Source organism: Comamonas aquatica NBRC 14918 (genome assembly GCF_000739875.1).
In the GTDB taxonomy this organism is placed as follows: Bacteria; Pseudomonadota; Gammaproteobacteria; order Burkholderiales; family Burkholderiaceae_C; genus Comamonas; species Comamonas aquatica.
Genome location: NZ_BBJR01000049.1, coordinates 42,205 through 63,583, shown reverse-complemented (window position 1 = coordinate 63,583; position 21,379 = coordinate 42,205). Strand labels below are relative to the sequence as shown.

21 protein-coding genes and 3 tRNA genes are annotated in these 21,379 nt (G+C 63.9%); 12 read left to right on the top strand and 12 right to left on the bottom strand.

What is annotated here, in order from left to right; translation table 11 throughout:
• The first annotated feature begins 77 nt into the window (after nt 1-77).
• Both CA2_RS11775 and CA2_RS11770 read left to right on the top strand, forming a co-directional pair.
• Nucleotides 78-153 (top strand) — tRNA-Glu (locus CA2_RS11775).
• A 50-nt stretch (nt 154-203) separates the two neighbouring features.
• Nucleotides 204-280: transfer RNA gene (locus CA2_RS11770), tRNA-Asp, on the top strand.
• A gap of 121 nt (nt 281-401) precedes the next feature.
• Here the strand turns inward: CA2_RS11770 and CA2_RS11765 are convergent.
• Together CA2_RS11765 and CA2_RS11760 are read right to left on the bottom strand one after the other, a co-directional pair.
• Complete coding sequence (locus CA2_RS11765) at nt 402-1,160, bottom strand: 3-hydroxyacyl-CoA dehydrogenase (protein WP_042417179.1); 759 nt, start codon at nt 1,158-1,160, stop codon at nt 402-404.
• A gap of 274 nt (nt 1,161-1,434) precedes the next feature.
• Nucleotides 1,435-1,989, bottom strand: coding sequence for a phasin family protein (locus tag CA2_RS11760; RefSeq protein WP_042417177.1), 555 nt, complete (start codon nt 1,987-1,989; stop codon nt 1,435-1,437).
• 247 nt (nt 1,990-2,236) lie between these two features.
• Here CA2_RS11760 and CA2_RS11755 point away from each other — a divergent pair, with 247 nt between their 5' ends.
• The 6 genes from CA2_RS11755 (at nt 2,237) to CA2_RS11730 (ending at nt 9,193) form a co-directional block, all read left to right on the top strand.
• Nucleotides 2,237-2,689: an acyl-CoA thioesterase gene (locus tag CA2_RS11755; RefSeq protein WP_042417174.1), complete on the top strand. Its 453-nt coding sequence runs from the start codon at nt 2,237-2,239 to the stop codon at nt 2,687-2,689.
• A 138-nt stretch (nt 2,690-2,827) separates the two neighbouring features.
• Nucleotides 2,828-4,042, top strand: coding sequence for a nicotinate phosphoribosyltransferase (gene pncB / locus CA2_RS11750; RefSeq protein ID WP_042417222.1), 1,215 nt, complete (start codon nt 2,828-2,830; stop codon nt 4,040-4,042).
• Nucleotides 4,039-5,448, top strand: a complete 1,410-nt coding sequence (locus CA2_RS11745) for a sodium:proton antiporter (RefSeq protein ID WP_042417171.1) — start codon at nt 4,039-4,041, stop codon at nt 5,446-5,448. Before pncB ends, CA2_RS11745 begins: the two co-directional genes overlap by 4 nt.
• Before the next feature lie 3 nt (nt 5,449-5,451).
• A complete protein-coding gene (locus tag CA2_RS11740; protein ID WP_042417168.1) occupies nt 5,452-6,456 on the top strand; it encodes a 2-hydroxyacid dehydrogenase in 1,005 nt (334 codons plus the stop codon).
• Nucleotides 6,457-6,557: 101 nt separating this feature from the next.
• Nucleotides 6,558-7,976: a DNA recombination protein RmuC gene (locus CA2_RS11735; RefSeq protein ID WP_052369928.1), complete on the top strand. Its 1,419-nt coding sequence runs from the start codon at nt 6,558-6,560 to the stop codon at nt 7,974-7,976.
• Nucleotides 7,977-7,981: 5 nt separating this feature from the next.
• A complete protein-coding gene (locus tag CA2_RS11730; protein ID WP_042417165.1) occupies nt 7,982-9,193 on the top strand; it encodes an MFS transporter in 1,212 nt (403 codons plus the stop codon).
• A gap of 92 nt (nt 9,194-9,285) precedes the next feature.
• Here the strand turns inward: CA2_RS11730 and CA2_RS11725 are convergent, their stop codons facing one another.
• The 9 genes from CA2_RS11725 to CA2_RS11685 form a co-directional block, all read right to left on the bottom strand.
• Nucleotides 9,286-10,170: an LOG family protein gene (locus tag CA2_RS11725; protein ID WP_042417163.1), complete on the bottom strand. Its 885-nt coding sequence runs from the start codon at nt 10,168-10,170 to the stop codon at nt 9,286-9,288.
• A gap of 213 nt (nt 10,171-10,383) precedes the next feature.
• The gene (gene crcB / locus CA2_RS11720) at nt 10,384-10,755 is read right to left on the bottom strand and encodes a fluoride efflux transporter CrcB (protein ID WP_042417157.1); all 372 of its coding nucleotides are present in this window, start codon (nt 10,753-10,755) and stop codon (nt 10,384-10,386) included.
• Nucleotides 10,756-10,810: 55 nt separating this feature from the next.
• Nucleotides 10,811-11,206: a monovalent cation/H(+) antiporter subunit G gene (gene mnhG / locus CA2_RS11715; RefSeq protein WP_042417156.1), complete on the bottom strand. Its 396-nt coding sequence runs from the start codon at nt 11,204-11,206 to the stop codon at nt 10,811-10,813.
• Complete coding sequence (locus tag CA2_RS11710; RefSeq protein WP_042417154.1) at nt 11,203-11,481, bottom strand: K+/H+ antiporter subunit F; 279 nt, start codon at nt 11,479-11,481, stop codon at nt 11,203-11,205. The genes mnhG and CA2_RS11710 overlap by 4 nt, the downstream gene beginning before the upstream one ends.
• The gene (locus CA2_RS11705) at nt 11,478-11,969 is read right to left on the bottom strand and encodes a Na+/H+ antiporter subunit E (RefSeq protein ID WP_042417152.1); all 492 of its coding nucleotides are present in this window, start codon (nt 11,967-11,969) and stop codon (nt 11,478-11,480) included. Before CA2_RS11705 ends, CA2_RS11710 begins: the two co-directional genes overlap by 4 nt.
• The gene (locus CA2_RS11700; RefSeq protein WP_042417149.1) at nt 11,966-13,681 is read right to left on the bottom strand and encodes a monovalent cation/H+ antiporter subunit D; all 1,716 of its coding nucleotides are present in this window, start codon (nt 13,679-13,681) and stop codon (nt 11,966-11,968) included. Before CA2_RS11700 ends, CA2_RS11705 begins: the two co-directional genes overlap by 4 nt.
• Nucleotides 13,678-14,043: a Na+/H+ antiporter subunit C gene (locus CA2_RS11695; RefSeq protein WP_042417147.1), complete on the bottom strand. Its 366-nt coding sequence runs from the start codon at nt 14,041-14,043 to the stop codon at nt 13,678-13,680. The genes CA2_RS11700 and CA2_RS11695 overlap by 4 nt, the downstream gene beginning before the upstream one ends.
• The gene (locus CA2_RS11690; protein WP_042417143.1) at nt 14,043-16,976 is read right to left on the bottom strand and encodes a monovalent cation/H+ antiporter subunit A; all 2,934 of its coding nucleotides are present in this window, start codon (nt 16,974-16,976) and stop codon (nt 14,043-14,045) included. The genes CA2_RS11695 and CA2_RS11690 overlap by 1 nt, the downstream gene beginning before the upstream one ends.
• A 130-nt stretch (nt 16,977-17,106) precedes the next feature.
• Nucleotides 17,107-17,472 (bottom strand): ComEA family DNA-binding protein, encoded by a 366-nt coding sequence (locus tag CA2_RS11685; protein WP_042417140.1) that lies wholly within the window; start codon nt 17,470-17,472, stop codon nt 17,107-17,109.
• A 423-nt stretch (nt 17,473-17,895) separates the two neighbouring features.
• Between CA2_RS11685 and CA2_RS11675 the strand changes: the two genes are divergently transcribed.
• On the top strand, nt 17,896-18,165 hold the full coding sequence (locus tag CA2_RS11675) for a hypothetical protein (protein WP_042417134.1): 270 nt from the start codon (nt 17,896-17,898) through the stop codon (nt 18,163-18,165).
• 37 nt (nt 18,166-18,202) lie between these two features.
• Here CA2_RS11675 and asd read toward each other — a convergent pair whose 3' ends face one another.
• On the bottom strand, nt 18,203-19,051 hold the full coding sequence (asd, locus tag CA2_RS11670; RefSeq protein ID WP_042417131.1) for an archaetidylserine decarboxylase: 849 nt from the start codon (nt 19,049-19,051) through the stop codon (nt 18,203-18,205).
• Between the two features lie 144 nt (nt 19,052-19,195).
• Here asd and CA2_RS11665 point away from each other — a divergent pair, with 144 nt between their 5' ends.
• The 3 genes from CA2_RS11665 to CA2_RS11655 all read left to right on the top strand — a co-directional run bounded on the left by CA2_RS11665 (nt 19,196) and on the right by CA2_RS11655 (nt 21,013).
• Nucleotides 19,196-20,386, top strand: a complete 1,191-nt coding sequence (locus tag CA2_RS11665) for an HPP family protein (protein ID WP_042417128.1) — start codon at nt 19,196-19,198, stop codon at nt 20,384-20,386.
• 236 nt (nt 20,387-20,622) lie between these two features.
• Nucleotides 20,623-20,874 carry a translation initiation factor IF-1 gene (infA, locus tag CA2_RS11660; protein ID WP_042417215.1) on the top strand — a complete coding sequence of 84 codons (252 nt, stop codon included), beginning with the start codon at nt 20,623-20,625 and terminating at the stop codon, nt 20,872-20,874.
• Nucleotides 20,875-20,936: 62 nt separating this feature from the next.
• A tRNA-Pro gene (locus CA2_RS11655) sits at nt 20,937-21,013 on the top strand.
• Nucleotides 21,014-21,379: the final 366 nt, after the last annotated feature.

The window sequence follows — 21,379 nt, the reverse complement described above, 5'->3', positions numbered from 1 at the left end:
GTTGCAGTCAGTCGCTTGATTAAAAAAGCGCCTTTTTACTAAAGGCGCTTTTTTAATCGGTAACGATTCCAGGTTTTGACCCTATCGTCTAGAGGCCTAGGACATCACCCTTTCACGGTGAGTACCGGGGTTCGAATCCCCGTAGGGTCGCCAAGTTTGAAGCACTTGATGTTGCTAAAAAGCAGTCGCAAAGCTTCCTGCCAGGAGTGGTAGTTCAGTTGGTTAGAATACCGGCCTGTCACGCCGGGGGTCGCGGGTTCGAGTCCCGTCCACTCCGCCATATAAATACCAAAGCCGCATTTATTTCGATAAATGCGGCTTTTTGCTTTGTAGCTGAGATGCCGATTTTTGTGCAACCCAAACCTCATTCAAGAGGCTTTGGGGTTGTCGCTTTGCGCCGATTAGCGTGGAGCCAGGCGAATCGCGCCGTCCAGGCGAATCACTTCGCCATTGAGCATGTCGTTTTCAATGATGTGTTTCACCAACTTGGCGTAGTCTTGCGGGGTGCCTAGGCGGCTGGGGAAGGGGACGCCTGCAGCCAGGGCATCCTGGACTTCCTGGGGCATGCCGAACAGCATGGGGGTGCCAAAAATGCCCGGGGCAATCGTCATGTTGCGGATGCCGCTGCGTGCCAGATCGCGTGCAATCGGCAGGGTCATGCCGACCACACCGCCTTTGGAAGCCGCGTACGCCGCTTGGCCGATCTGTCCGTCATAGGCGGCCACGCTGGCGGTCGAGATCAGCACGCCGCGCTCGCCCGTGGCTTCGGGTTCATTCTGGCTCATGGCCTCTGCAGCCAGGCGGATCATGTTGAAGCTACCCACCAGATTCACCGTGATCACCTTCTGGTACAGCGCCAGGCTGTGAGCGCCGTGCTTGCCCACAGTCTTTTCGGCGGGAGCAATCCCTGCACAGTTCACCAGACCCATCAGCTTGCCCAGTGCGGTCGCTTGCTGTACCACCGCCAGGCCATCGGCCTCGCTGCTGACGTCGCAGCGCACGAAGCGGCCGTTGATCTCTGCCGCGACGGCCTGGCCCTTGTCGGCCTGCATATCGGCCACCACCACCTTGGCGCCATGGGTGGCCAGCATGCGTGCTGTGCCTTCGCCCAAGCCGGACGCGCCCCCCGTGACGATGAAGACCTTGCCTTGGATGTCCATGTGTGCTCCTTATATTTCGTTGACGTAAACGTCAATTATGAGAGCGGTGACAGCGAAATACCAGCACCCAAGGTGCGTGGAGGGACATCGGTCGCGATGCGCAAATGCAGGGGTAAAAAAAAGCCCGGTCAAAAACCGGGCTTGAAGGGATCCAAGAAACGGGGGTTTCGAGAGGATCCAAGGAGACAACTGGGGACCTGAAGAACAGGTCAATGTATATATTCTAGGGTAAACCCTAGACTTTGTCTAGATGATGGATCAAAGTCTTTGCAAATCAGCTTTTACGGCTGCTGGTCGCGGCGGCCTGCGTGGCCGAAGCGGCGGTGGCGGACACGGCCTTCAGGTTGGCTTCGGCCAGATCGGAGGCTTGCTTGACCGCTTTTTGCACGCTTTCGAAGGCGTTGTTGGCGGCAGACACGGCGCTCTTCATCACGGCCACGGCGGTTTCGGAACCGGCAGGGGCGTTCTTGGCGGTCGATTCCACCAGGTTGTTGAAGCCTTGCTGGAACTCGCCAGCCTTGGCTTCCAGCGTCTTGCTCAGTTCGGTGCTGGTGCTGGTGGCGATGTTGTACAGGTGGCGGTTGTAGGCCGCGGTCTTTTCGGCCAGAGGCTGGAACAGGCTGCTTTGCAGCGCCAGCAGCTCTTGTGCGTCCTTGACGTTCAGCAGGGCCTGGGTGTGGTTGGCGGCTTCGGTCAGGGCGGCGCGCGAAGCGGCCACGTTCAGTTCCACAATCTTTTCCACGCCTTCGAAGGCTTTGGTGGTCAGGCCGAACAGGGTTTCCAGGTTGGCCTTGTGGGTAGCGATGAGTTGCTCAGGTGTGAGTGCCATGGTGATCTCCTTACTGATGAAAAGGGGGAGTGCAGCTGCACCTGAAGCTTCAAACTCTATGTTGCAGCGCAGCATGGATGTATTTTTAAGCAAGCTTCACATTGGTGCAAGCACTTTTTTGTGCAATGCAGCAAAAAAATGTATGAACGGCCACCTTTCCTGTAACTGGCTGTTTTTCTGGGTGTTTACCCGAGTCTGTCACCTCCAGGGCGGCTGCCGGGGCCGGGCGTTTGCACAATCACGGTCTATGACCAGCAAGCCCCAACTCCCTCGGCCCGCGCCCTTGCCCCGCACGGCGTTCCGGGTCTTTCGCGACATCCCCACCCGGTGGTCGGACAACGACGTGTACGGCCATGTCAACAACGTGGTGTATTACAGCTGGTTCGATACCGCCGTGAACGCCTACCTCATCGAGCAGGGGGCGCTGGACATCCACCACGGCAGCACAATCGGCTTGGTGATTGAGACCCAGTGCAACTACTTTGCCCCGCTGGCTTTTCCGCAGACTGTGCAAGCCGGGCTGCGTGTCAGCCAGCTGGGCAACAGCAGCGTGCGCTATGAAATCGGTCTGTTCGCCCAGGGGGAGGAGATGGCCGCGGCCGTGGGGCATTTCGTGCATGTGTATGTGGACAAGGCCTCGCGGCGGCCTTGCGCCTTGCCTGCCGTCTTGCGCGCCGCCCTGGAGCCGTTGGCCGCCTAAGCGTTGCCAGCATCCTTGAATTCGATAGCAGTCTGCGCCTGTGCATCAAGCGCAAACGTGGGTTTTGGTGCAGATGTTCTGCCGCAGCCAGGCCAGGGATTGGCCTACACTGTGGCTTTCGCCCTTGCGCCGCACGCCATGATCATTACCAGTCTGCTTGATACCGACCTGTATAAGTTCACCATGATGCAGGCGGTGCTGCACCAGTTTCCCGGGGCTCAGGTGGAGTACAAGTTCAAGTGCCGCAACCCCGGGGTGCAGCTGGTGCCCTATGTGCAGGAAATCCGGGACGAAATCCGGGCCCTGTGCCAGCTACGCTTCCAGGATGCCGAGCTGGCCTACCTGCGCTCGCTGCGCTTCATCAAGAGCGACTTTGTCGACTTCCTCAGCCTGTTCAAGCTGAACGAGAAGTACATCACCATCACCCCGCAAAGCAATGGCGAGATCGACATCGCCATCCGCGGCCCGTGGCTGCACGTGATTCCGTTCGAGATCCCGGTGCTGGCCATCGTCAACGAGGTGTACTTCCGCAACACCCAGCCCGTGCCCGACTTTCTGGAGGGGCGCCGCCGCCTCGATGAAAAGATCCGCCTGCTGCGGGGTGACGGCCTGGAGGGCTTGAAGATTGCCGACTACGGCACGCGCCGGCGCTTCAGCCGCGCCTGGCACGAAGAGGTGCTGCGCGTGCTGTGCGGCAAGCTGGGCACAGGCAACCAGCGTCCGGCCCCGGGCCATGGTCCCGGGCAGTTTGCGGGCACCAGCAACGTGCTGTATGCCATGCGCCTGGGCATCACCCCGCTGGGCACCATGGCGCACGAGTTCTTGCAGGCCTGCCAGGCCCTGGGCCCGCGCCTGCGGGACAGCCAGGTCTTCGGCTTCGAGTCCTGGGCCAAGGAGTACCGGGGCGATCTGGGCATCGCCCTGTCCGACGTGTATGGCATGAGTGCCTTCCTGCGCGACTTTGACCTGTATTTCTGCAAGCTGTTCGACGGCGCGCGCCACGACAGCGGCGACCCGTTCGCCTGGGGCGAACGCTTGCTGCAGCACTACCGCAACCACCGCGTCGATCCGCTGAACAAGACGCTGATCTTCAGCGATGCGCTGACCGTGCCGCGCACCATCGAGCTGTACCAGCGCTTCCATGGCCGCTGCCAGCTGGCCTTCGGCATCGGCACCAACCTGACCAACGACCTGGGCTACGCGCCGCTGCAGGTGGTCATCAAGATGACGCGCTGCAACGGCCAGCCGGTGGCCAAGCTGTCCGACACGCCGGGCAAGAGCATGTGCGAAGACAAGAAATACCTGGCCTATCTGCGCCAGGTGTTCGAGATTCCCGAGGAGACCAAAGAATGAAATATGCGCGCGCTGCCCTCGTGGCAGGCTGTATGGCGGCCTTGCCCGCCCTGGCCCAGGCGGCCGAACTGGACGGCGCCAGCCTGGCCCTGTGGTGGGCCGTGCCCTTTGCCGGCCTGCTGCTGTCGATTGCCCTGATGCCCTTGCTGCTGCCCAGCATCTGGCACCACCATTTCGGCAAGATCACCACCGCGTGGGCCCTGGCGTTCCTGGTGCCCCTGGTGCTCATGCACGGGGCGGGCGCGGCGGCGGTCAGCTTTGTGCATGCGCTGCTGGCGGAGTACCTGCCCTTCGTCATCCTGCTGACGGCGCTGTACGTGGTGGCCGGTGGCATCTACATCCGCGGCAGCCTGACGGGCACGCCGCTGCTGAACACGGCCATCCTGGCGCTGGGCGCGGTGCTGGCCAGTTTCATGGGCACGACGGGCGCCTCCATGCTGCTAATTCGCCCGCTGATCCGCGCCAATGCCCACCGCAGCAAGGTGGTGCACATCGTGGTGTTCTTCATCTTCATTGTCTCGAATGCGGGCGGCTCACTGACGCCCCTGGGCGATCCGCCGCTGTTCCTGGGCTTTCTGAAGGGCGTGGACTTCAGCTGGACCCTGCTGCATATCTGGCCCCAGGCCCTGTTCCTGATCGGCGTGCTGCTGGCGGTGTTCTTTGTGCTGGACTGCTGGATGGCACGTGGCGACGGCGCCGTGGCGCAGCCTGCGCAGGCGACGCGCGAGCCCCTGGGCTTTGACGGCAAGCTGAACTTTGCCCTGCTGGGCGCGGTGGTCGGCCTGGTGCTGCTGAGCGGCATGTGGAAAAGCGCGGTGGCCTTCGACATCCTGGGCACCGAAGTCGGCCTGCCCGGCTTGGTGCGCGATATCGGCCTGATCGGGGTGGCACTGCTGTCGCTGGCGCTGACGCCCAAGCAGGTGCATGACGACAACCAGTTCGGCTGGGGCCCCATGCAGGAGGTGGCCAAGCTGTTCGCCGGCATCTTCCTGACCATCATCCCCGTCATCGCCATGCTCAAGGCGGGTGTGGACGGTCCGTTCGGTGCCATCGTGCGTGCGGTGACCAACCCCGACGGCACGCCCAACACCGCCATGTACTTCTGGGCCACGGGGGCGCTGTCGTCCTTCCTGGACAACGCGCCGACCTACCTGGTGTTCTTCAACACCGCGGGCGGCGATCCGGCTGCGCTGATGACGGCCCTGGCGCCGACGCTGGTGGCCATCTCGGCGGGGGCCGTGTTCATGGGGGCCAACTCCTACATCGGCAATGCGCCCAACCTCATGGTCAAGGCGATTGCCGAAGACCGCGGCGTGCGCATGCCGAGCTTCTTCGGCTACATGCTGTGGTCCACGGCCATCCTGATCCCACTGTTTGTGGTGATGACTTACATCTGGTTCCTCTAAGCCATGTCGCGTCGCAAAATCTTCATCGCCCGCGCCATCGACCCCCAGGTCGTGGCCTTTTTGCAGCAGCACTTTGACGTCACGACCAACGCGGCGGACACCGTTTGGTCGCCCGCGCAGCTGGCTGCCCAGCTGCAGGGCCAGGACGGCGTGCTGACCACCGGCTCCGAGCGCATCGATGCGGCCCTGCTGGCCGCCTGCCCGCAGCTCAAGGTGGTGGCCAACATGGCCGTGGGCTTCAACAACTTCGACGTGGCCGCCATGGCCCAGGCCGGGGTGCAAGGCACGAACGCACCCGATGTGCTGACCGAGACCACGGCCGACTTCGGCTTTGCCCTGCTGATGGCCACCGCCCGGCGCGTGACGGAGAGCGAGCACTACCTGCGCGCCGGCCGGTGGACCAAATGGAGCTACGACATGTTCGCCGGGGCCGAGGTGCACGGCAGCACGCTGGGCATCATCGGCATGGGGCGCATCGGCCAGGGCATTGCCAAGCGCGGCGCGCACGGCTTTGGCATGAACGTGGTCTATCACAACCGCTCGCGCCTGTCGCCCGCGCTGGAGGCCGAATGCAAGGCGCGGTATGTGAGCAAGGACGAACTGCTGCGCACGGCCGATCACGTGGTGCTGGTGCTGCCGTACACGGCCGAAAACCACCACACCATCGGTGCGGCCGAACTGGCGCAGATGCAGCCCACGGCCACGCTGATCAACATCGCGCGCGGTGGGATTGTGGACGACGCTGCCCTGGCCCAGGCCCTGAAGGCCGGCCAGATTGCTGCCGCCGGCCTGGACGTGTTCGAGGGCGAGCCCTCGGTCCACCCCGCGCTGCTGACGGTGCCGAATGTGGTGCTGACCCCGCACATCGCCAGCGCCACCGTGGCCACGCGCCGCGCCATGGGTCGGTTGGCGGCCGACAACCTGGTGGCCGTGCTGGGCGGCCAGGCGCCGTTGACCCCGGTGAATACGCCGGATGCCGCCGCGCGTGCTGTGCGCTGGGCAGTGTGAAAAAATAGGAGCTGGTGGCGCGCGTCCATCCTGCTTTTCAGGTATGAAAGTGCCTGAATGCAAGTGTTCGCTTGCGCTGCCAGCTCTGTTTTTATAAAGGAATGCACGTGGACTGGATGCCCTGGGTGTTGCTGGCGCTGCTGCTGGCGGTGGTGCTGCTGCAATTGCTGCACTGGTTCCAACCGCGGCCCCAGCCGGCCGACCTGGACCTGCTGGAGCGCCTGGAACACCTGGAGCGTGCCCAGCAGCTGGCGCAGATGGCCGTGGCCAAAAGCGAGGGCGCACTGACCGGCCTGGGCCAGCAGGTGCAGGGCCTGGTGCACAGCCTGGGCCAGAACCAGACCACGGCAGCCGACAGCCTGCGCCAGTTGGTGGACGCCCACATGCAGCGCCAGTTGCAGGAGGCGCGCCACAGCCGGCAGGAGCTGCAGCAGCACTTCACGCAGCTGCAGCAGGCCCTGGGCCAGCAGTTGCAGCGCCTGAACCAGGACAGCCACCAGTCGGCCGAGCAACTGCGCGGCACGCTCAACGAGCGGCTGGCGACCATCCAGGCCGACAACGCGGCCAAGCTGGAGGAAATGCGGCGCACCGTGGACGAGAAGCTGCACGCTACGCTGGAGCAGCGCCTGGGCGAATCCTTCAAGCTGGTCAGCGACCGGCTGGAGCAGGTGCACAAGGGCCTGGGCGAGATGCAGTCCCTGGCCAGTAGCGTGGGCGACCTCAAGCGCGTGATGACGAATGTGAAGACGCGTGGCACCTGGGGCGAGGTACAGCTGGGCGCCATCATCGACAACGTGCTGACGCCCGACCAGTACGCCAAGAACGTCAAGACCGTGCCGGACAGCAACGAGCTGGTGGAATTCGCCATCCGCCTGCCCGGGCGCGACGGTGCGCAGCCGGTGTGGCTGCCCATCGACGCCAAGTACCCGGTGGAGCACTACCAGCGTCTGCAGAACGCCATGGACGAGGCCGACAAGGCCGGCATGGCCGCGGCGGGCCAGGCACTGGAAAGCTCCATCCGCGGCGAAGCGCGCAAGATTGCCGCCAAGTACGTGGCGCCGCCGCACACCACGGATTTCGCGATCATGTACCTGCCCACCGAAGGCCTGTTTGCCGAGGTGATGCGCCGCCCCGGCCTGCTGGAAGCGGTGCAAAATGAGTGCCGCGTGGTCATCACCGGGCCGGCCAATCTGGCCGCCATGCTCAACAGCCTGCAGATGGGCTTCAAGACGCTGGCGATCGAGCAGCGTTCCTCCGAAGTCTGGGGGGTGCTGGGCCAGGTCAAGACCGAGTTCGCCAAGTTTGGCGAGGTGGTCGAGGCGACGCGCAAATCCATCGATGCGGCGGCCAAGAAGTTCGAGCAGGTCGACGTGCGCACCCGCGCCATCCAGCGCAAGCTGCGCGACGTGCAGGAGTTGCCCGATGCGGCAGCACTGGCGGCCGCATCGCCTGCCGCACTGCCGCAAGGCCGTGCACCGTCACCATCCCTGGGGGGCGTGGCGGATTCTGAGGACGAATGAATCTTGTGAATGGATCCTTGCTGCGCCTGATCCTGGCGCAAATCTCCATCCATGCCTGCATGACGGGCATGCGCATGGCGACCCCGCTGCTGGCCCTGCGCGAGGGCTACAGCCCGGCGGCGGTCGGCGTGCTGCTGGCGCTGTTTGCGCTGACCCAGGTATTTTTGTCGCTGCCCGCCGGCCGCTATGCGGACCGCCATGGGCTCAAGCGCCCGCTGGCCATCAGCGTGGTGGCGGCCAGCCTGGGCGCCGGGCTGGCGGTGATCTTCCCCATGTACCCGGTGCTGTGCCTGGCGGCACTGCTCAGCGGCGGGGCCTCGGGTGCCGCCATCATCGCCCTGCAGCGCCATGTGGGGCGCGAGGCGCACGACAAGGTCACGCTGCGCAAGGTCTTCAGCTGGCTGGCGATTGGCCCGGCGGTCTCCAACTTCCTGGGGCCGTTCATGGCCGGCCTGCTGATCGACTATGCGGGCGGCGAGGCGGCCAGTACCACCGGCTTTCGCGCGGCCTTCCTGCTGATGGCGCTGCTGCCGCTGAGTGCCTGGCTGTGGGTGCGCACGGTGGCGGAGCACGCCAGCGAGCCAACTCCCAGCTCGCCGCGTTCCGGCACGGCCTGGGACATGCTGCAGCACCATGGCTTTCGCCGCCTGCTGCTGATGAACTGGGCCCTGTCGTCGTGCTGGGACGTGCACACCTTTGTCGTGCCCATCCTGGGGCACGAGCGCGGCCTGTCGGCCTCGGTGATCGGCACCATCCTGGGCGCGTTTGCGATTGCGGCGGCTGCCATCCGCGTGCTGATCCCGCTGCTGTCCGAGCACCTGAGTGAATGGAAGGTGGTGCTGGGCGCCATGGTCTGTGCCTGCGTGCTCTTCATTGCCTACCCCTTCATGCCGGGGGCCTGGTCCATGATGGGCTGCTCCGTTGTGCTGGGCCTGGTGCTGGGTTCGGTACAGCCCATGGTGATGAGCATGATCCACCAGATCACCCCGGCGCACCGCCAGGGCGAGGCCTTGGGCCTGCGCATGATGGCCATCAATGGCTCCAGCGTGGTGATGCCGGTGCTGTTTGGCTCGATTGGCACTGTGGTCGGGGTGTCGGCCCTGTTCTGGGCCGTGGGGGCCATTGTGGGCAGCGCCGCGCGCCTGCCCTGGCTGATGGGGCAGCACGACCTGAAGCCCGAGCACCTGCCGCCGCAGCCCGAGCGCCACTGCGACTGACACGGGACGCCGGCATCAAAAAAGCGACCCTACAGGGTCGCTTTTTGCTGGTGTAAGGGGCGACTGCCCAGCGCCAGGTAGGCGGCGCGGACTCAGTCCGGCAGGCTGTAGAAGTCCTTGATGATGGCCCAGGCCGCTTCGGGCGTGTCCACGAAGTGGAACAGGTCGACGTCCTGCGGGGAGATCATGCCTTCCTCGATCAGCAGGTCGAAGTTGAACAGTTTCTGCCAGAACGCGCGGTCAAACAGGATGATGGGCACGGGCTTGACCTTGGTGGTCTGCACCAGGGTCAGCACCTCGAACAGCTCGTCCATGGTGCCGAAGCCGCCGGGGAAGGCCACCAGCGCCTTGGCACGCATCATGAAATGCATCTTGCGCAGCGCGAAGTAGTGGAACTTGAAGCACAGCTCCGGCGTGATGTAGCGGTTGCCCTGCTGCTCGTGCGGCAGCAGGATGTTCAGCCCCACGTTGGCGGCGCCGGCTTCGTACGCGCCGCGGTTGGCGGCTTCCATGATGCCCGGGCCCCCGCCGGTGCAGATGTAGATGCGTTGTTCCTTGGGCTGACGCTGGCTGTGTTCGGCCACCAGGTGGGCGAAGGCACGTGCGCTTTCGTAGCGCTGGGCATTGCGCACGTCGCGCTCGGCGGTGCGGATCTGGGCGGCATCGCCGCTGGCCTGTGCCAGGGCCAGGCGTTCTTGCGCCGTGGCCGCATCCACAAAGCGGGCGCTGCCGTAGACGACGACCGTGTGTTCAATGCCGTGGGCCTGGTGGCCCAGGTCGGGTTTGAGCAGTTCCAGCTGGAAGCGGATGCCACGTGCCTCGCGGCGCGCCATGAACTCGGGGTCGGCAAAGGCCAGGCGGTAGGCGTCGGGCAACATGGGGTCGGCCACCACGCTGTCGCGCACGGCGGCGGGCGCATCCAGCGGTGCCAGCTCTTCGGCCAGCGAGCGCTCATGCAGGGAAGTCATCGCGTCCATAAATCTCCAATTGCACTGTCACGGGAACAAGGCCTGATCTTCGCAGATTGCATACCCTCCAGAGACCAAGATGAATGCTGGCTTTGTGGATTTACAGTGGCAGCACCCGGTTTGGAGGATCTGTCCGTGTTGCTGTTGCCCAGCCGGTCGCCTGGACACGGGCGCAGCAGGGCCCACGCCTTGGGCGGATGGGACGGGCAGGGTGGTCCTGCGTCAGCGCAGGGCCTGCACCGTGGCCAGGCCGGCGATGGTCAGCGCCAGTGAGGCGGTCAGGTGCGACACGGTCCAGGCCAGGGCCAGGCCCCAGCGCTGGGCCTGGAGCATGCCCACGACCTCGGCCGAGAAGCTGGAGAAGGTGGTGAGCGCGCCCAGGAAACCGGTGACGATGGCCAGGCGCCAGACCGGATCCAGCTGGGGCAGGGCGTCCAGCCAGCCGACGGCCAGCCCGATGCCGTAGCCCCCGATGGCATTCGCCAGCAAGGTGCCCCAGGGCAGGCCGCCGGGGGCACTGAGCCACAGGCCCAGGCGCCAGCGCAGCAAGGCCCCCAGGCAGGCGCCGGTGCAGATGGCAATCACATGGAGCATGGCGTGTTGAGGTGTGAAATCGGCATACAGCCCTTGCTGGTCAAGCGCTGTATGCTCAGTTTTTTGGGGCTTCTTCGGTCTCTGCCTGCTGGGGCTCGTTGGGCACGATGCGGCTGACGCTGGGCGGCACGTCGCGGCCGGCGCGGCGGGCACGGAACAGGGCGGCACGCATCAGGAAGATGGTGGTGATGGGCACAGTCACGGCGATGAACACCGCAATCAGCAGGGCGTGCAAGGCCAGGCCCTGGCCCGTAGCGGTGAAGAAGACGAAGGTGGCCCACATGATGAGCCAGCAGCCCATGGTGGCAATGATGGAGGGGGCGTGGACCCGCTCGAAGTAGCTTTTCAGGCGCAGCAGGCCCAGCGAGCCCAGCAGGGCAATCGTGGCACCGCCCAGCACCAGGGCGGCGATCAGCATCTCGGCCCACAGGGGCAGCGGGACTTCGTTCATTCAATCACCTCCCCGCGCAGCAGGAACTTGGCCATGGCGGTCGAGCTGACGCAGCCGAACAGGGCGATCAGCAGCGCCGCCTCGAAGTACATGGACGAGCTGTACAGAATCCCCAGCACCAGCATGGCCAGCATGCCGTTGAGGTACATGCAGTCCAGTGCCAGCACGCGGTCTTGTGCCGACGGGCCCTTGAGCAGGCGCGCCAGCGTGCAGGCCATGGCCAGCACCAGCAGGAACAGGGCCAGGGACAGAACCCATACCAACCATTGGCTCATTCGAAAATCTCCATCAACGGGCGCTCGTACTTGGTCTTGACGTGGTCGATGATCTCTTGCGGATCACCGACCTCCAGCACGTGCAACAGCATCACCGAGCGGTCGCGCGAGATCTCGGCCCAGGAGGTGCCCGGTGTCATGCAGGTGATCATGGCCAGCACCGCCAGGCCATTCGGGTCGCGCAACTCCAGCGGAATGTGCACAAAGGCGGCCGGGTGCTTGCGCATCGAGGGAAAGGCCAGAAAGCGCACCACGTTGAAGTTGGAGATCGAGGTGTCCACCACGGCATTGGCGGCCAGCTTGAGGATGGCCCAGGGGCTGCGCACCCGCACCGGCAGGGGGCGCAGGCCGCGTGTCACCACGGGGATCAGCAGGCCCAGGATGGCGCCGAGCACCAGGTGGCCGGCGCTGACCGAGTGGTTCAGCAGCAGCCACAGCAGGAACAGGGCCACCGACAGCAGGGGTGCAGGAAACAGGAGCTTCATCATGGCTGTGACTCCCGCAGGCTGGTGTTGGGCACGATCTGGCCGGGATTGGGAATCGGCTTGGTGGCCATCACGGCCTGGATGTAGGTGCCTGGCGCATGCAGGGCATTCGCGGCGTTCTGGGTGTAGTGCATCACATGGTTGGCCTTGACGGTCAGCACGATGCACAAGGCCATCAGTGCGGCGATCGGCAGGCCTTCGGCCACGCGCAGCTCGGGCGTGCCGCGTTCATGGGTGGCCCAGAAGTGGCGGATGCCGGCACGCGTCAGCGCGATCAGGGCGAACAGCCCAGTGCTGATCATCAGCGTCAGCAGCACCCAGCCCCATTGGCCTGCCTGGTAGCCAGCGGACTGACCCAGGCCCATGGGGTTGATCAGGTTGGTCAGCATGGCGAACTTGCCGATGAAGCCTGACAGCGGGGGCAGGCCGGCGACCACCAGGGTGCACATGATGAAGGCCAGGCCCAGGAAGGCGGCCGAAGCCGGGATGGCGCGGCCGATCAGCACCCGCTCGTTTTCGTCCAGGTTCAGGCCCTGGGTTGGCACCAGCTCGGCGCTCAGGAAGGGGGCTTCCTCGTCTTCGAAGTCGGTCAGCGAGCCATCGTTGCGCCAGCGGTCCATGATGTCGGCCAGCATGAACAGGATGGCCACGGCCAGCGTGGAGCTGGGCAGGTAGTACAGCAGTCCGGCGGTCAGCATGTTCTGGCCAAAGCCGATGGCCGCCAGCAGCGTGCCCGAGGACAGGATGGCGGCATAGCCAGCGAGGTGCGTGAGCCGCGTGGCCGCCAGGGTGCCAATGCCGCCAAACGCCATGGTGAGCATGCCACCGGCAATCAGCCACATCGAGCCAAACGCGGCCGATTCACCGGCCTCGCTGGAGAACATCAGCGTCCACAGGCGCAGGATGGTGTAGATGCCCACCTTGGTCATCAGTGCGAACAGTGCGCCGACCGGGGCGGTGGCGGCGCTGTAGGCCGGCACCAGCCAGAAGTTCAGCGGCCACAGCGCGGCCTTGATCAGGAAGGCCGTGGCCAGGATGCCGGCGGCGGTGTGCAGCAGTCCGCGGTCGGCACTGGAGACATTCGGGATGGCCTGGGCCAGATCGGCCATGTTCAGCGTGCCGGTGATGCCATACAGCATCGACACGCCGATCAGGAACAGCGAGGACGCCGCCAGATTGATGGCGATGTAGTGCAGGCCGGCCTGCACGCGCAGGCGCCCCGAACCATGCAGCAGCAGGCCGTACGAGGCGGCCAGCATGATCTCGAAGAACACGAACAGGTTGAACAGGTCGGCCGTCAGGAAGGCGCCCGACAGGCCCATCAGCTGCAGCTGGAACAGCGGGTGGAAGTGCACGCCGGCCTTGTGCCAGCGGGCGGCGGCAAACACGCTGGATGCCAGGGCAATACTGCTGGTCAGCACCAGCATCAGGGCGGTCAGACGGTCCAGTGCCAGGACGATGCCAAACGGGGCCTGCCAGTTGCCCGGCAGGTAGACCCCCAGGGTGGTGCTGGAGCCGGCCTGGTCGGCCCACACCAGCAGGGCGATGGCCACCAGCAGGCCCAGGGCCGTGGCGCCGATGTTGAGCACTACCTTGATGCTCTGATGCTCTTCCTTCAGGAGCAGCATGAGCGCAGCCACCAACATCGGCAGCATGATGGGGGCCAGCATGAGGTGCGGCATCAGCGATGCCATCCATTCCAGAACCGTACTCATGGCATCTCCTGCACATCGCGCGAGCGGACGCCATCCACATGATCGGTGCCGGTCATGCCGCGCGAGGCCAGTAGCACCACCAGGAACAGCGCGGTCATGGCAAAGCCGATCACGATGGCCGTGAGCACCAGGGCCTGGGGCATGGGGTCGGCGTAGTGGGCCAGGGTTTCAGGCAGGCCGGGGCGCAGCACGGGCTCCTTGTCGATCGCCAGCCCTTGGCGGCCCATGCTGAAGATGAACAGGTTGACGGCGTAGGACAGCAGGGACAGGCCCACGATGACCTGGAAGGTACGGGGCCGCAGCAGCAGCCACACGCCCGAGCCGGCGAGCACGCCGATGGCAATGGCCAAGACGGTTTCCATCAGCGGCCTCCTTCCTGCGCGGCTTGCGCTTCTTGTTGCATGCGGTCGTGGTAGCGGTGGCCGCGTACCGATTGGTGGGCAATGGCCGTCAAGATGAGCAGGGTGGAACCCACAACCAAGGTGAAAACTCCTATGTCGAAGAAGGTGGCGCTGGCCAGGTGGATCTGACCCAACCAGGGCAAACTGAAATGGAAGGTGTGGCTGGTCATGAAGGGGTAGCCTGCCGCGATGGAGCCCAGGCCGGTCAGGATGGCGAACAGCAGCCCGAAGCCGATCCAGCGGCGTGGGTACAGCGGCATGTGCGCCTCCACCCAGTGTGTGCCGGAGATGATGTACTGCAGCAGCAGGGCCACCGAGAACACCAGGCCGGCGACAAAACCGCCGCCAGGCTCGTTGTGGCCCCGGATGAACAGGTAGACCGAGACCATGGTGGCAAACGGCAGCAGCAGGCGCACCAGCACCGCGGGCACCATCAGGTAGCCGACGGCCGTGTCCCCCGCATGGCGCGGGTTGATCAGGTCGGTCTGCAGGTCACCGGGCAGGTAGCGCTGCTGCTCGGGAATGTCCATGGTTTCACGGGCCGGACGGAAGCGGCGCAGCAGGGCATAGACCGTCAGGGCCACGATGCCCAGCACCACGATCTCGCCGAAGGTGTCGAAGCCCCGGAAGTCGACCAGCATCACGTTCACCACGTTGGTGCCGCCGCCCTCGGTGAGCGCGCGTTCCAGGAAGAAGGTCGAGGTGCTCTCGGGGAAGGGACGGCTCATCATGGTGAAGGCCAGCCAGCCCACGCCACCGCCGGCCGCCAGCGCAATCACCAGATCGCGGAGGCGGCGTGCGCGGGCGCGCAGTTCGGTCGACAGCGCGGGAATGCGCAGGTTCTTGTCGCGCTTGGGCAGCCAGCGCAGGCCCAGCAGGATCAGCACCGTGGTGACCACTTCGACCACCAGCTGTGTCAGTGCCAGGTCAGGTGCGGAGAACCACAGGAAGGTGATGCAGGTGCACAGCCCCGCACCGCCCAGCATGATCAGTGCTGCCATCCGGTGGTACTTGGCCTTCCAGGCTGCGCCCAAGGCGCACAGGCCGCCAATCAGCCACAGCACGACAAAGGCTGGGGACAGTGGCAGGTTGGCGCGGTGGCCCAGCTCCAGGCCGCGGATCCACAGCGGCAGCACACCGGTGGCCAGGGCCACCAGCACCAGCCACAGCATTTGCCACTGCAGGTGGTGCGTGCTGAGCAGGCGCCGTGTGTTGCGCGCCAGCAGGGTCAGGCGGGCGATGACGTTTTCGAACATGCGCTTGCCATTGAGTTGCTGCAGCAGCGGTGCGTCGTACTGGAGCGCACCCTGCAGGCGCAGCCAGCGCAGGCTGGCGTACAGCGCGATGCCACCGATCAGGGCCACGATGCTCATCACCAGCGGGGTGTTGATGCCGTGCCAGACCGCCAGGCTGAATGCCGGCAGGGTGCCTCCGACCACGGGCAGCGCAGCGGCATTCAGGAAGTCACCGACGATCCAGGCTGGGAAGATGCCCACTAGCAGGCAGATCAGCACCAGCAGCTCGACGGGCACGCGCATCCAGTGTGGCGGCTCGTGCGGTTTGCGCGGCAGGTCCTGGGCCTTGGGGCCGAAGAACACATCGGCGGTGAAGCACAGGGAATAGGCCACGCTGAACATGCCGGCGATCGTCGCGGCCAGCGGCAAGGCGATGCTGACCCAGTGGTCCGCATCGACGAACACGGTCTCCGCAAAGAACATCTCCTTGGACAGGAAGCCGTTAAGCAGCGGCACACCGGCCATCGCCGCGCTGGCCACGCAGGCCAGGGTGGCAGTCACGGGCATCATCTTGCGCAAGCCCGACAGGCGGTCCATGTCCCGGCTGCCGCTTTCATGGTCGACGATGCCGGCCGCCATGAACAGGGACGCCTTGAAGGTGGCGTGGTTCATGATGTGGAACACGGCCGCCACGGCCGCCAGCGGGCTGTTCAGGCCCAGCAGCAAGGTGATCAGGCCCAGGTGCGAGATGGTGGAATAGGCCAGCAGCCCCTTGAGGTCGCGCTGGAACATGGCCAGGAAGCCGCCAATCAGCAAGGTGGTGACACCGGCGCCCCCCACCAGCCAGAACCACTGGTCAGTGCCGGACAGCACGGGCCACAGCCGCGCCATCAGAAAGACACCCGCCTTCACCATCGTGGCCGAATGCAGGTAGGACGATACGGGCGTGGGCGCGGCCATGGCATGCGGCAGCCAGAAATGGAAGGGGAACTGTGCGCTCTTGGTCAGCGTGCCCAGCAGGATCAGCAGCAGCATGGGCGTGTACAGATCGTGGGCGCGCACCTGCGCGCCCGCGGCCAGGATGTTCTCCAGGTCATAGCTGCCGACGATGTGCCCCAGGATCAGCATGCCGGCAAACATGCACAGACCGCCGGTGCCGGTGACCGTCAGCGCCATGCGGGCGCCACGGCGCGCATCCTGGCGGTGGTGCCAGTAGCCGATCAGCAGGAAGGAAAACAGGCTGGTCAGCTCCCAGAAGAAGACCAGCTGGATGATGTTGCCCGAGAGCACGACGCCCGACATGGCGCCCATGAAGGCCAGCAGGAAGGAGAAAAAGCGCGGCACCGGGTCCGCCGGCGACATGTAGTAGCGCGCATACAGCACCACCAGCGAGCCAATCCCCAGGACCAGCATGCTGAAGATCCAGGCAAACCCGTCCATGCGCACCACGAAATTCAAACCCAGCGCAGGCAACCAGGTCAGTTCCTGGCGTATCACGCCGCCATCTGCAATCTCCGGAAAGAACAAGGCGGCCTGGATGGCGCACGCCAAGGCAATGATGCCGGCCAGCGTGGACTCCGTGTTGCGCGCATTTGCAGGCAGCACGGCGGCGAGCAGGCTTCCAATGAAGGGCAGAAGGATGAGCGAGATCAGGGGCATGAATTCTTGTTGTGGGGTTCGATGGTCTCGGGTGCTATGGAAATCTGAGCTTGAAAGGCCAATGCCTGATAGCGTACAGCAACAAAAAAGCCCGCCATTGGCGGGCGTTTTTTAAGCATAAATGAGAAATTCACATCTTTTCTGGTTTTTTGCCTGTAGTTTGTGCGGGCTTTGCTGGGGCAGGATCCGGGGTGGTGGCTTTAGCTTTGGTGGCGCTTTGATTGGCCGATGGCTTGAAGGTCTGCCCGTTGACGGTGAGCCCGCCTTCAGAAAGCTTGCCGGCCGAAGTGGGTGCTATCCCTTTGACACGTGCGATCAGGTCGTCCCAGTTCTTGAACGGCCCTTGCTTGCGGGCGTCGATGATGCGGGTGGCTGTGGCGGGGCCTATGCCCTTGACCTCCGTCAGCTCGGCCGATGTGGCCTTGTTGGCATCGACGGCTGCAAACGCCAGTGCTGTGTAGGCTGCCAGAAAGAAGGTGAGCAACTTTTTAAGCATGGGGTGTCTCCCTCAACAGTTAGAGATGAAATATGTGCACAAAGTGCATGCCCATGCTAAGAGACTGCAGCGGTTGGATGAAGTGGGGAGGGATGAAATTCTGGCTAATCGGTGCCTGATGGATCAAAGGTTGGGCGGCTGTCTTGGTGGCGGTTAGATTGGTGGGTTGCTTGGAGGGCTCCTGCCTGTGGTGAAGGCTTTCACGATCGCCCCTCCAGGAAGTGAGCAGGTCCGTTTTCACCGCGTGCTGCATTGGTGGATGATGGATTGGCTGGCGCGAACGGGTGCAGCGTGTCAGGGCGCCGAGGCCACCGAGCTTTCCTGGGGTAAAAGTACAAAAGCGTGTGAGCTTGGAAAAAATTGCTCAACTTTCTTCGGCAGCTGCCGAAGAGAAACTTGTTCGTATTTTTAAAGGCATGGTCTATGTTGCTAGTAAGCCCCAGTTCTGCAGGTTCTGCCCATGCGCAACCCGAAGCCCGCTCCTGCACCTTTCAGATGCCTGTGTTCAAGCCCGGAACGCGCGTGCTGCGGGCGGGGCGCGAGGAAACCGTGAGTCACGTGGTGCTGCGGCGCCGTGAAATGATGGTCTACCTGATCGGGCACGAAGAACCCGTGAAGCCCGAGCGCTTGAGCCTGACGCCGACGTGGTTCACCACGACGCGCCGACCTGAAACCCTCAGCTGGTATCTGTAAACGGCAGGCATAAAAAAGCTCCCTCAGGGAGCTTTTTTTATGTCGCCTGTGTGGCCATGGACTGCCCCAGGCGCACAGGGGTCGCAGCCTGCCATGCAGGGTTGAACTCCAAGGTGCTTTTCGGGGTCAGCAGCACAATCGTGGACCCCAGCAGGAAGCGGCCCATCTCCGCGCCCTGCGCCAGTTGGATGTCCTGGTCCTCATAGCGCCACTCACGTATCTTTCCTGGGCGCGGAGGGTTGACCACGCCATGCCAGGTGGTGGCCATGCTGCCGACGATGGTGGCACCCACCAGCACCATGACGAAGGGGCCGAAGGCTCCGTCAAACACGCAGACCACGCGTTCGTTGCGGGCAAACAGTCCCGGAACACCGCGCGCCGTGGTGGGGTTCACGGAAAACAAATCGCCCGGGACGTGGATCATCCGCAGCAACCGGCCGGCACACGGCATGTGGATGCGGTGGTAGTCCTTGGGACTCAGGTAGATGGTGGCGAAGTGGCCGTCCTGGAATTGCGCTGCCAGCTGTGCATCGCCGCCAACCAGGGCCTGCGTCGAATAGTGGTGACCCTTGGCCTGAAAGATCTGGTCACCGGCAATCTGGCCCAGTTGGCTGATGGCGCCATCCACCGGGCAGATCCAGTCTGCAGCCGCCAAGGGGCGGGCATCTGGCTTGAGCGCCCGTGTGAAGAAAGCATTGAAGCTGAGGTAGGCGGCCGGGTTGGGATCCAGCGCCTCGGACATGTCGACGTTGTAGCGCTTGATGAACCAGCGGATCACGGATGTGGTGGTCGCCCCGCCTTGCAGGTTGGCGAGGCGCCCCATCAATTGCGTGAGTGCCTGTTTGGGCAGAAGGTATTGGGGGAGAACCGAGAGGCGATCAGACACAGGCAGCCATAAAGAGGGGAAAGTGGGGGATTCTATCGGCCTGTGCTGCGGTAATGATGGGGGGTGACACCAAGTGCCGCCGGCTGCCGGCACAATGGCGAGGCGTTCTGTGTGGGCGGCTGTTGCCGGCCGTGCCAATGTGCCATGCCTGATTCCCTGAAAAACTCCCCCCCCACCACCCTGGAAGCCAGCCGCACCCCGCTGAGCCGCTGGAGCTTGTGGCTGCGCAACTTTCTGCCGGCCTCGGTGCGGATCGGCTATGCCGAAGCCTTGCGCATGTCGGTGGGGGTGGCGCTGGGCATCTTGATCACCGGCATCCTGTCGCGCTGGTGGGCCGATGTGCCGGCCACAATGTGGATGGTTTCCTCCCTGGGGGCGAGTGCCGTGCTGCTGTTCGGCATGCCCGCCAGCCCGCTGGCCCAGCCTTGGCCGGTGGTCGGGGGGACAGTGCTGTCAGCACTGGTGGGGGCGGCATGCCAGGCCTTGATTCCCGACACTGCGGTGGCCTGTGCCGTGGCTGTGGGGCTGTCGGTGATGCTGATGGTGCCCTTGCGCTGCATGCATCCGCCGGGCGCGGGGTTTGCGGCCTATGTGGTGCTGGAGCACATCAATGGCGTGACCCTGGTCCTCTTTCCCATCCTGTTCAATGTCGCGGTGCTGCTGGTGTGTGCGGTCATCTACAACGCCATCACGGGACGGCGCTATCCGCATCCCCAGCACAGTTTGCGACCTGGCTTTGCCAGCGAAGGGCAGGGCCTGTTTGCGGCGGAGGACCTGGATGCCGCGCTGCAGCACTACAACCAGGTCCTGGATATCAGCCGCGCGGATCTGGAAGGCTTGCTGCACATGGCTGGGCGGGCCGCCTTCAATCGCAGCTTCGGCAATTTGCGCTGCGCGGACATCATGTCCCACCCCGTGTTCGCGGTGGAGCCTGGCGTCTCGCACAAGGAAGCCTGGGCGCTGATGCGCCAGGAGCACGTCAAGGCCCTGCCCGTGGTCAATCCGGAGGGGGTGGTGGTGGGCATGGTGAGCATGAGCGACTTCGTGCGCCAAGCCACCCTGGATGCACCGGAGAGCATCGGGCAGCGACTGCGGCACCTGGTGACCGGGCGCAGCTCCAGCAAATCCCGCGTGGAAGACCTGATGGATGCGGACACGCCCGTGGTGCAGGAGGATTGCCTGCTGGTGGACTTGGTGCCCATGTTCTCTGCAGGCGGCTGCCACCATTTGCCGGTGGTGAGCGCGCAACGCAAACTGGTTGGCATCGTGACCCAGACCGATTTGATCCGGGCCTTGAGTGCCGCCATCAGCGTGTCCACCACGCAGCCGGCCTGACGCGCAGTACGACCCGAAGTACAAGAACCAGGGTTTGCAGTGGAAATAGGCCGCAGCAGCTACAATTGGGCGCTATTTTTTGCGGCGTACCTGCTGCTTTTGGTTCCGTTGGCCCTCTGTTCAGTTTGCGCCGTGCGCAAGCTTTCATTCAGCAGTGTTGACTGGGTGCCCCAGTCAACGCAGGTTTGAAACAAAGGCGCGGCAAACAGACTCCTATTGATACACAGTGATTGAACATGGCAAAAGAAGAATTGATTGAGATGCAAGGCTCTGTGACCGAAGTGTTGCCAGACTCGCGTTTTCGCGTGACGCTGGACAACGGTCACCAGTTGATTGCGTACACCGGCGGCAAGATGCGCAAGCACCACATCCGTATTCTTGCGGGCGACAAGGTTTCGCTGGAAATGTCGCCCTACGATCTGACCAAGGGCCGCATCACCTTCCGCCACTTGCCCAACCGTGGGCCTGCGCCGACCACATCGCGTTGATTCGCCGAAGCCTGATTTTTTGTCAAAGTCATCAAAAATAGGGCTTATAATCTGAGGCTTGTCGGAGCGTAGCGCAGTCTGGTAGCGCATCTGCTTTGGGAGCAGAGGGTCGCGAGTTCGAATCCCGCCGCTCCGACCATTGTATCAAGGGGTTAGCTCATACGGGCTAACCCCTTTTGTCTGTCTGCGTGCACAGCAGCAGTGACGAGCATTCCTTAGATGGCAACTAATTGCAGGCTCGCCACATCCTGCGTCTTTTGTCTGCACATGGCATGTGTATGCAGTGCAGAGCCAGTATCTCCCCCCCCAGAAACCCTCGGCATGTGGCATACACCCTTGCGTGTGGTGTTTGTGATCCTGCTTGAAAGCCTGCTTGCTTCGCAAGTTGCAGCAAATGGTCAAGGCCTTGAATACCAGCCAGTCTGAGCTTGGTCACGCACTTTTCTGGGTGTGTGCAGGGCTGTTTGTGCGCTTCTCTCATAAGGCGATAGCCCTAGGAAGGTGA

Bases quoted from the DNA above. Each gene is read 5' to 3' on its own strand.
- CA2_RS11765 (WP_042417179.1), bottom strand. From the start codon at position 1,160: ATGGACATCCAAGGCAAGGTCTTCATCGTCACGGGGGGCGCGTCCGGC.
- CA2_RS11760 (WP_042417177.1), bottom strand. From the start codon at position 1,989: ATGGCACTCACACCTGAGCAACTCATCGCTACCCACAAGGCCAACCTG.
- CA2_RS11755 (WP_042417174.1), top strand. From the start codon at position 2,237: ATGACCAGCAAGCCCCAACTCCCTCGGCCCGCGCCCTTGCCCCGCACG.
- pncB (WP_042417222.1), top strand. From the start codon at position 2,828: ATGATCATTACCAGTCTGCTTGATACCGACCTGTATAAGTTCACCATG.
- CA2_RS11745 (WP_042417171.1), top strand. From the start codon at position 4,039: ATGAAATATGCGCGCGCTGCCCTCGTGGCAGGCTGTATGGCGGCCTTG.
- CA2_RS11740 (WP_042417168.1), top strand. From the start codon at position 5,452: ATGTCGCGTCGCAAAATCTTCATCGCCCGCGCCATCGACCCCCAGGTC.
- CA2_RS11735 (WP_052369928.1), top strand. From the start codon at position 6,558: ATGCACGTGGACTGGATGCCCTGGGTGTTGCTGGCGCTGCTGCTGGCG.
- CA2_RS11725 (WP_042417163.1), bottom strand. From the start codon at position 10,170: ATGGACGCGATGACTTCCCTGCATGAGCGCTCGCTGGCCGAAGAGCTG.
- crcB (WP_042417157.1), bottom strand. From the start codon at position 10,755: ATGCTCCATGTGATTGCCATCTGCACCGGCGCCTGCCTGGGGGCCTTG.
- mnhG (WP_042417156.1), bottom strand. From the start codon at position 11,206: ATGAACGAAGTCCCGCTGCCCCTGTGGGCCGAGATGCTGATCGCCGCC.
- CA2_RS11710 (WP_042417154.1), bottom strand. From the start codon at position 11,481: ATGAGCCAATGGTTGGTATGGGTTCTGTCCCTGGCCCTGTTCCTGCTG.
- CA2_RS11705 (WP_042417152.1), bottom strand. From the start codon at position 11,969: ATGATGAAGCTCCTGTTTCCTGCACCCCTGCTGTCGGTGGCCCTGTTC.
- CA2_RS11700 (WP_042417149.1), bottom strand. From the start codon at position 13,681: ATGAGTACGGTTCTGGAATGGATGGCATCGCTGATGCCGCACCTCATG.
- CA2_RS11695 (WP_042417147.1), bottom strand. From the start codon at position 14,043: ATGGAAACCGTCTTGGCCATTGCCATCGGCGTGCTCGCCGGCTCGGGC.
- CA2_RS11690 (WP_042417143.1), bottom strand. From the start codon at position 16,976: ATGCCCCTGATCTCGCTCATCCTTCTGCCCTTCATTGGAAGCCTGCTC.
- CA2_RS11685 (WP_042417140.1), bottom strand. From the start codon at position 17,472: ATGCTTAAAAAGTTGCTCACCTTCTTTCTGGCAGCCTACACAGCACTG.
- CA2_RS11675 (WP_042417134.1), top strand. From the start codon at position 17,896: ATGTTGCTAGTAAGCCCCAGTTCTGCAGGTTCTGCCCATGCGCAACCC.
- CA2_RS11665 (WP_042417128.1), top strand. From the start codon at position 19,196: ATGCCTGATTCCCTGAAAAACTCCCCCCCCACCACCCTGGAAGCCAGC.
- infA (WP_042417215.1), top strand. From the start codon at position 20,623: ATGGCAAAAGAAGAATTGATTGAGATGCAAGGCTCTGTGACCGAAGTG.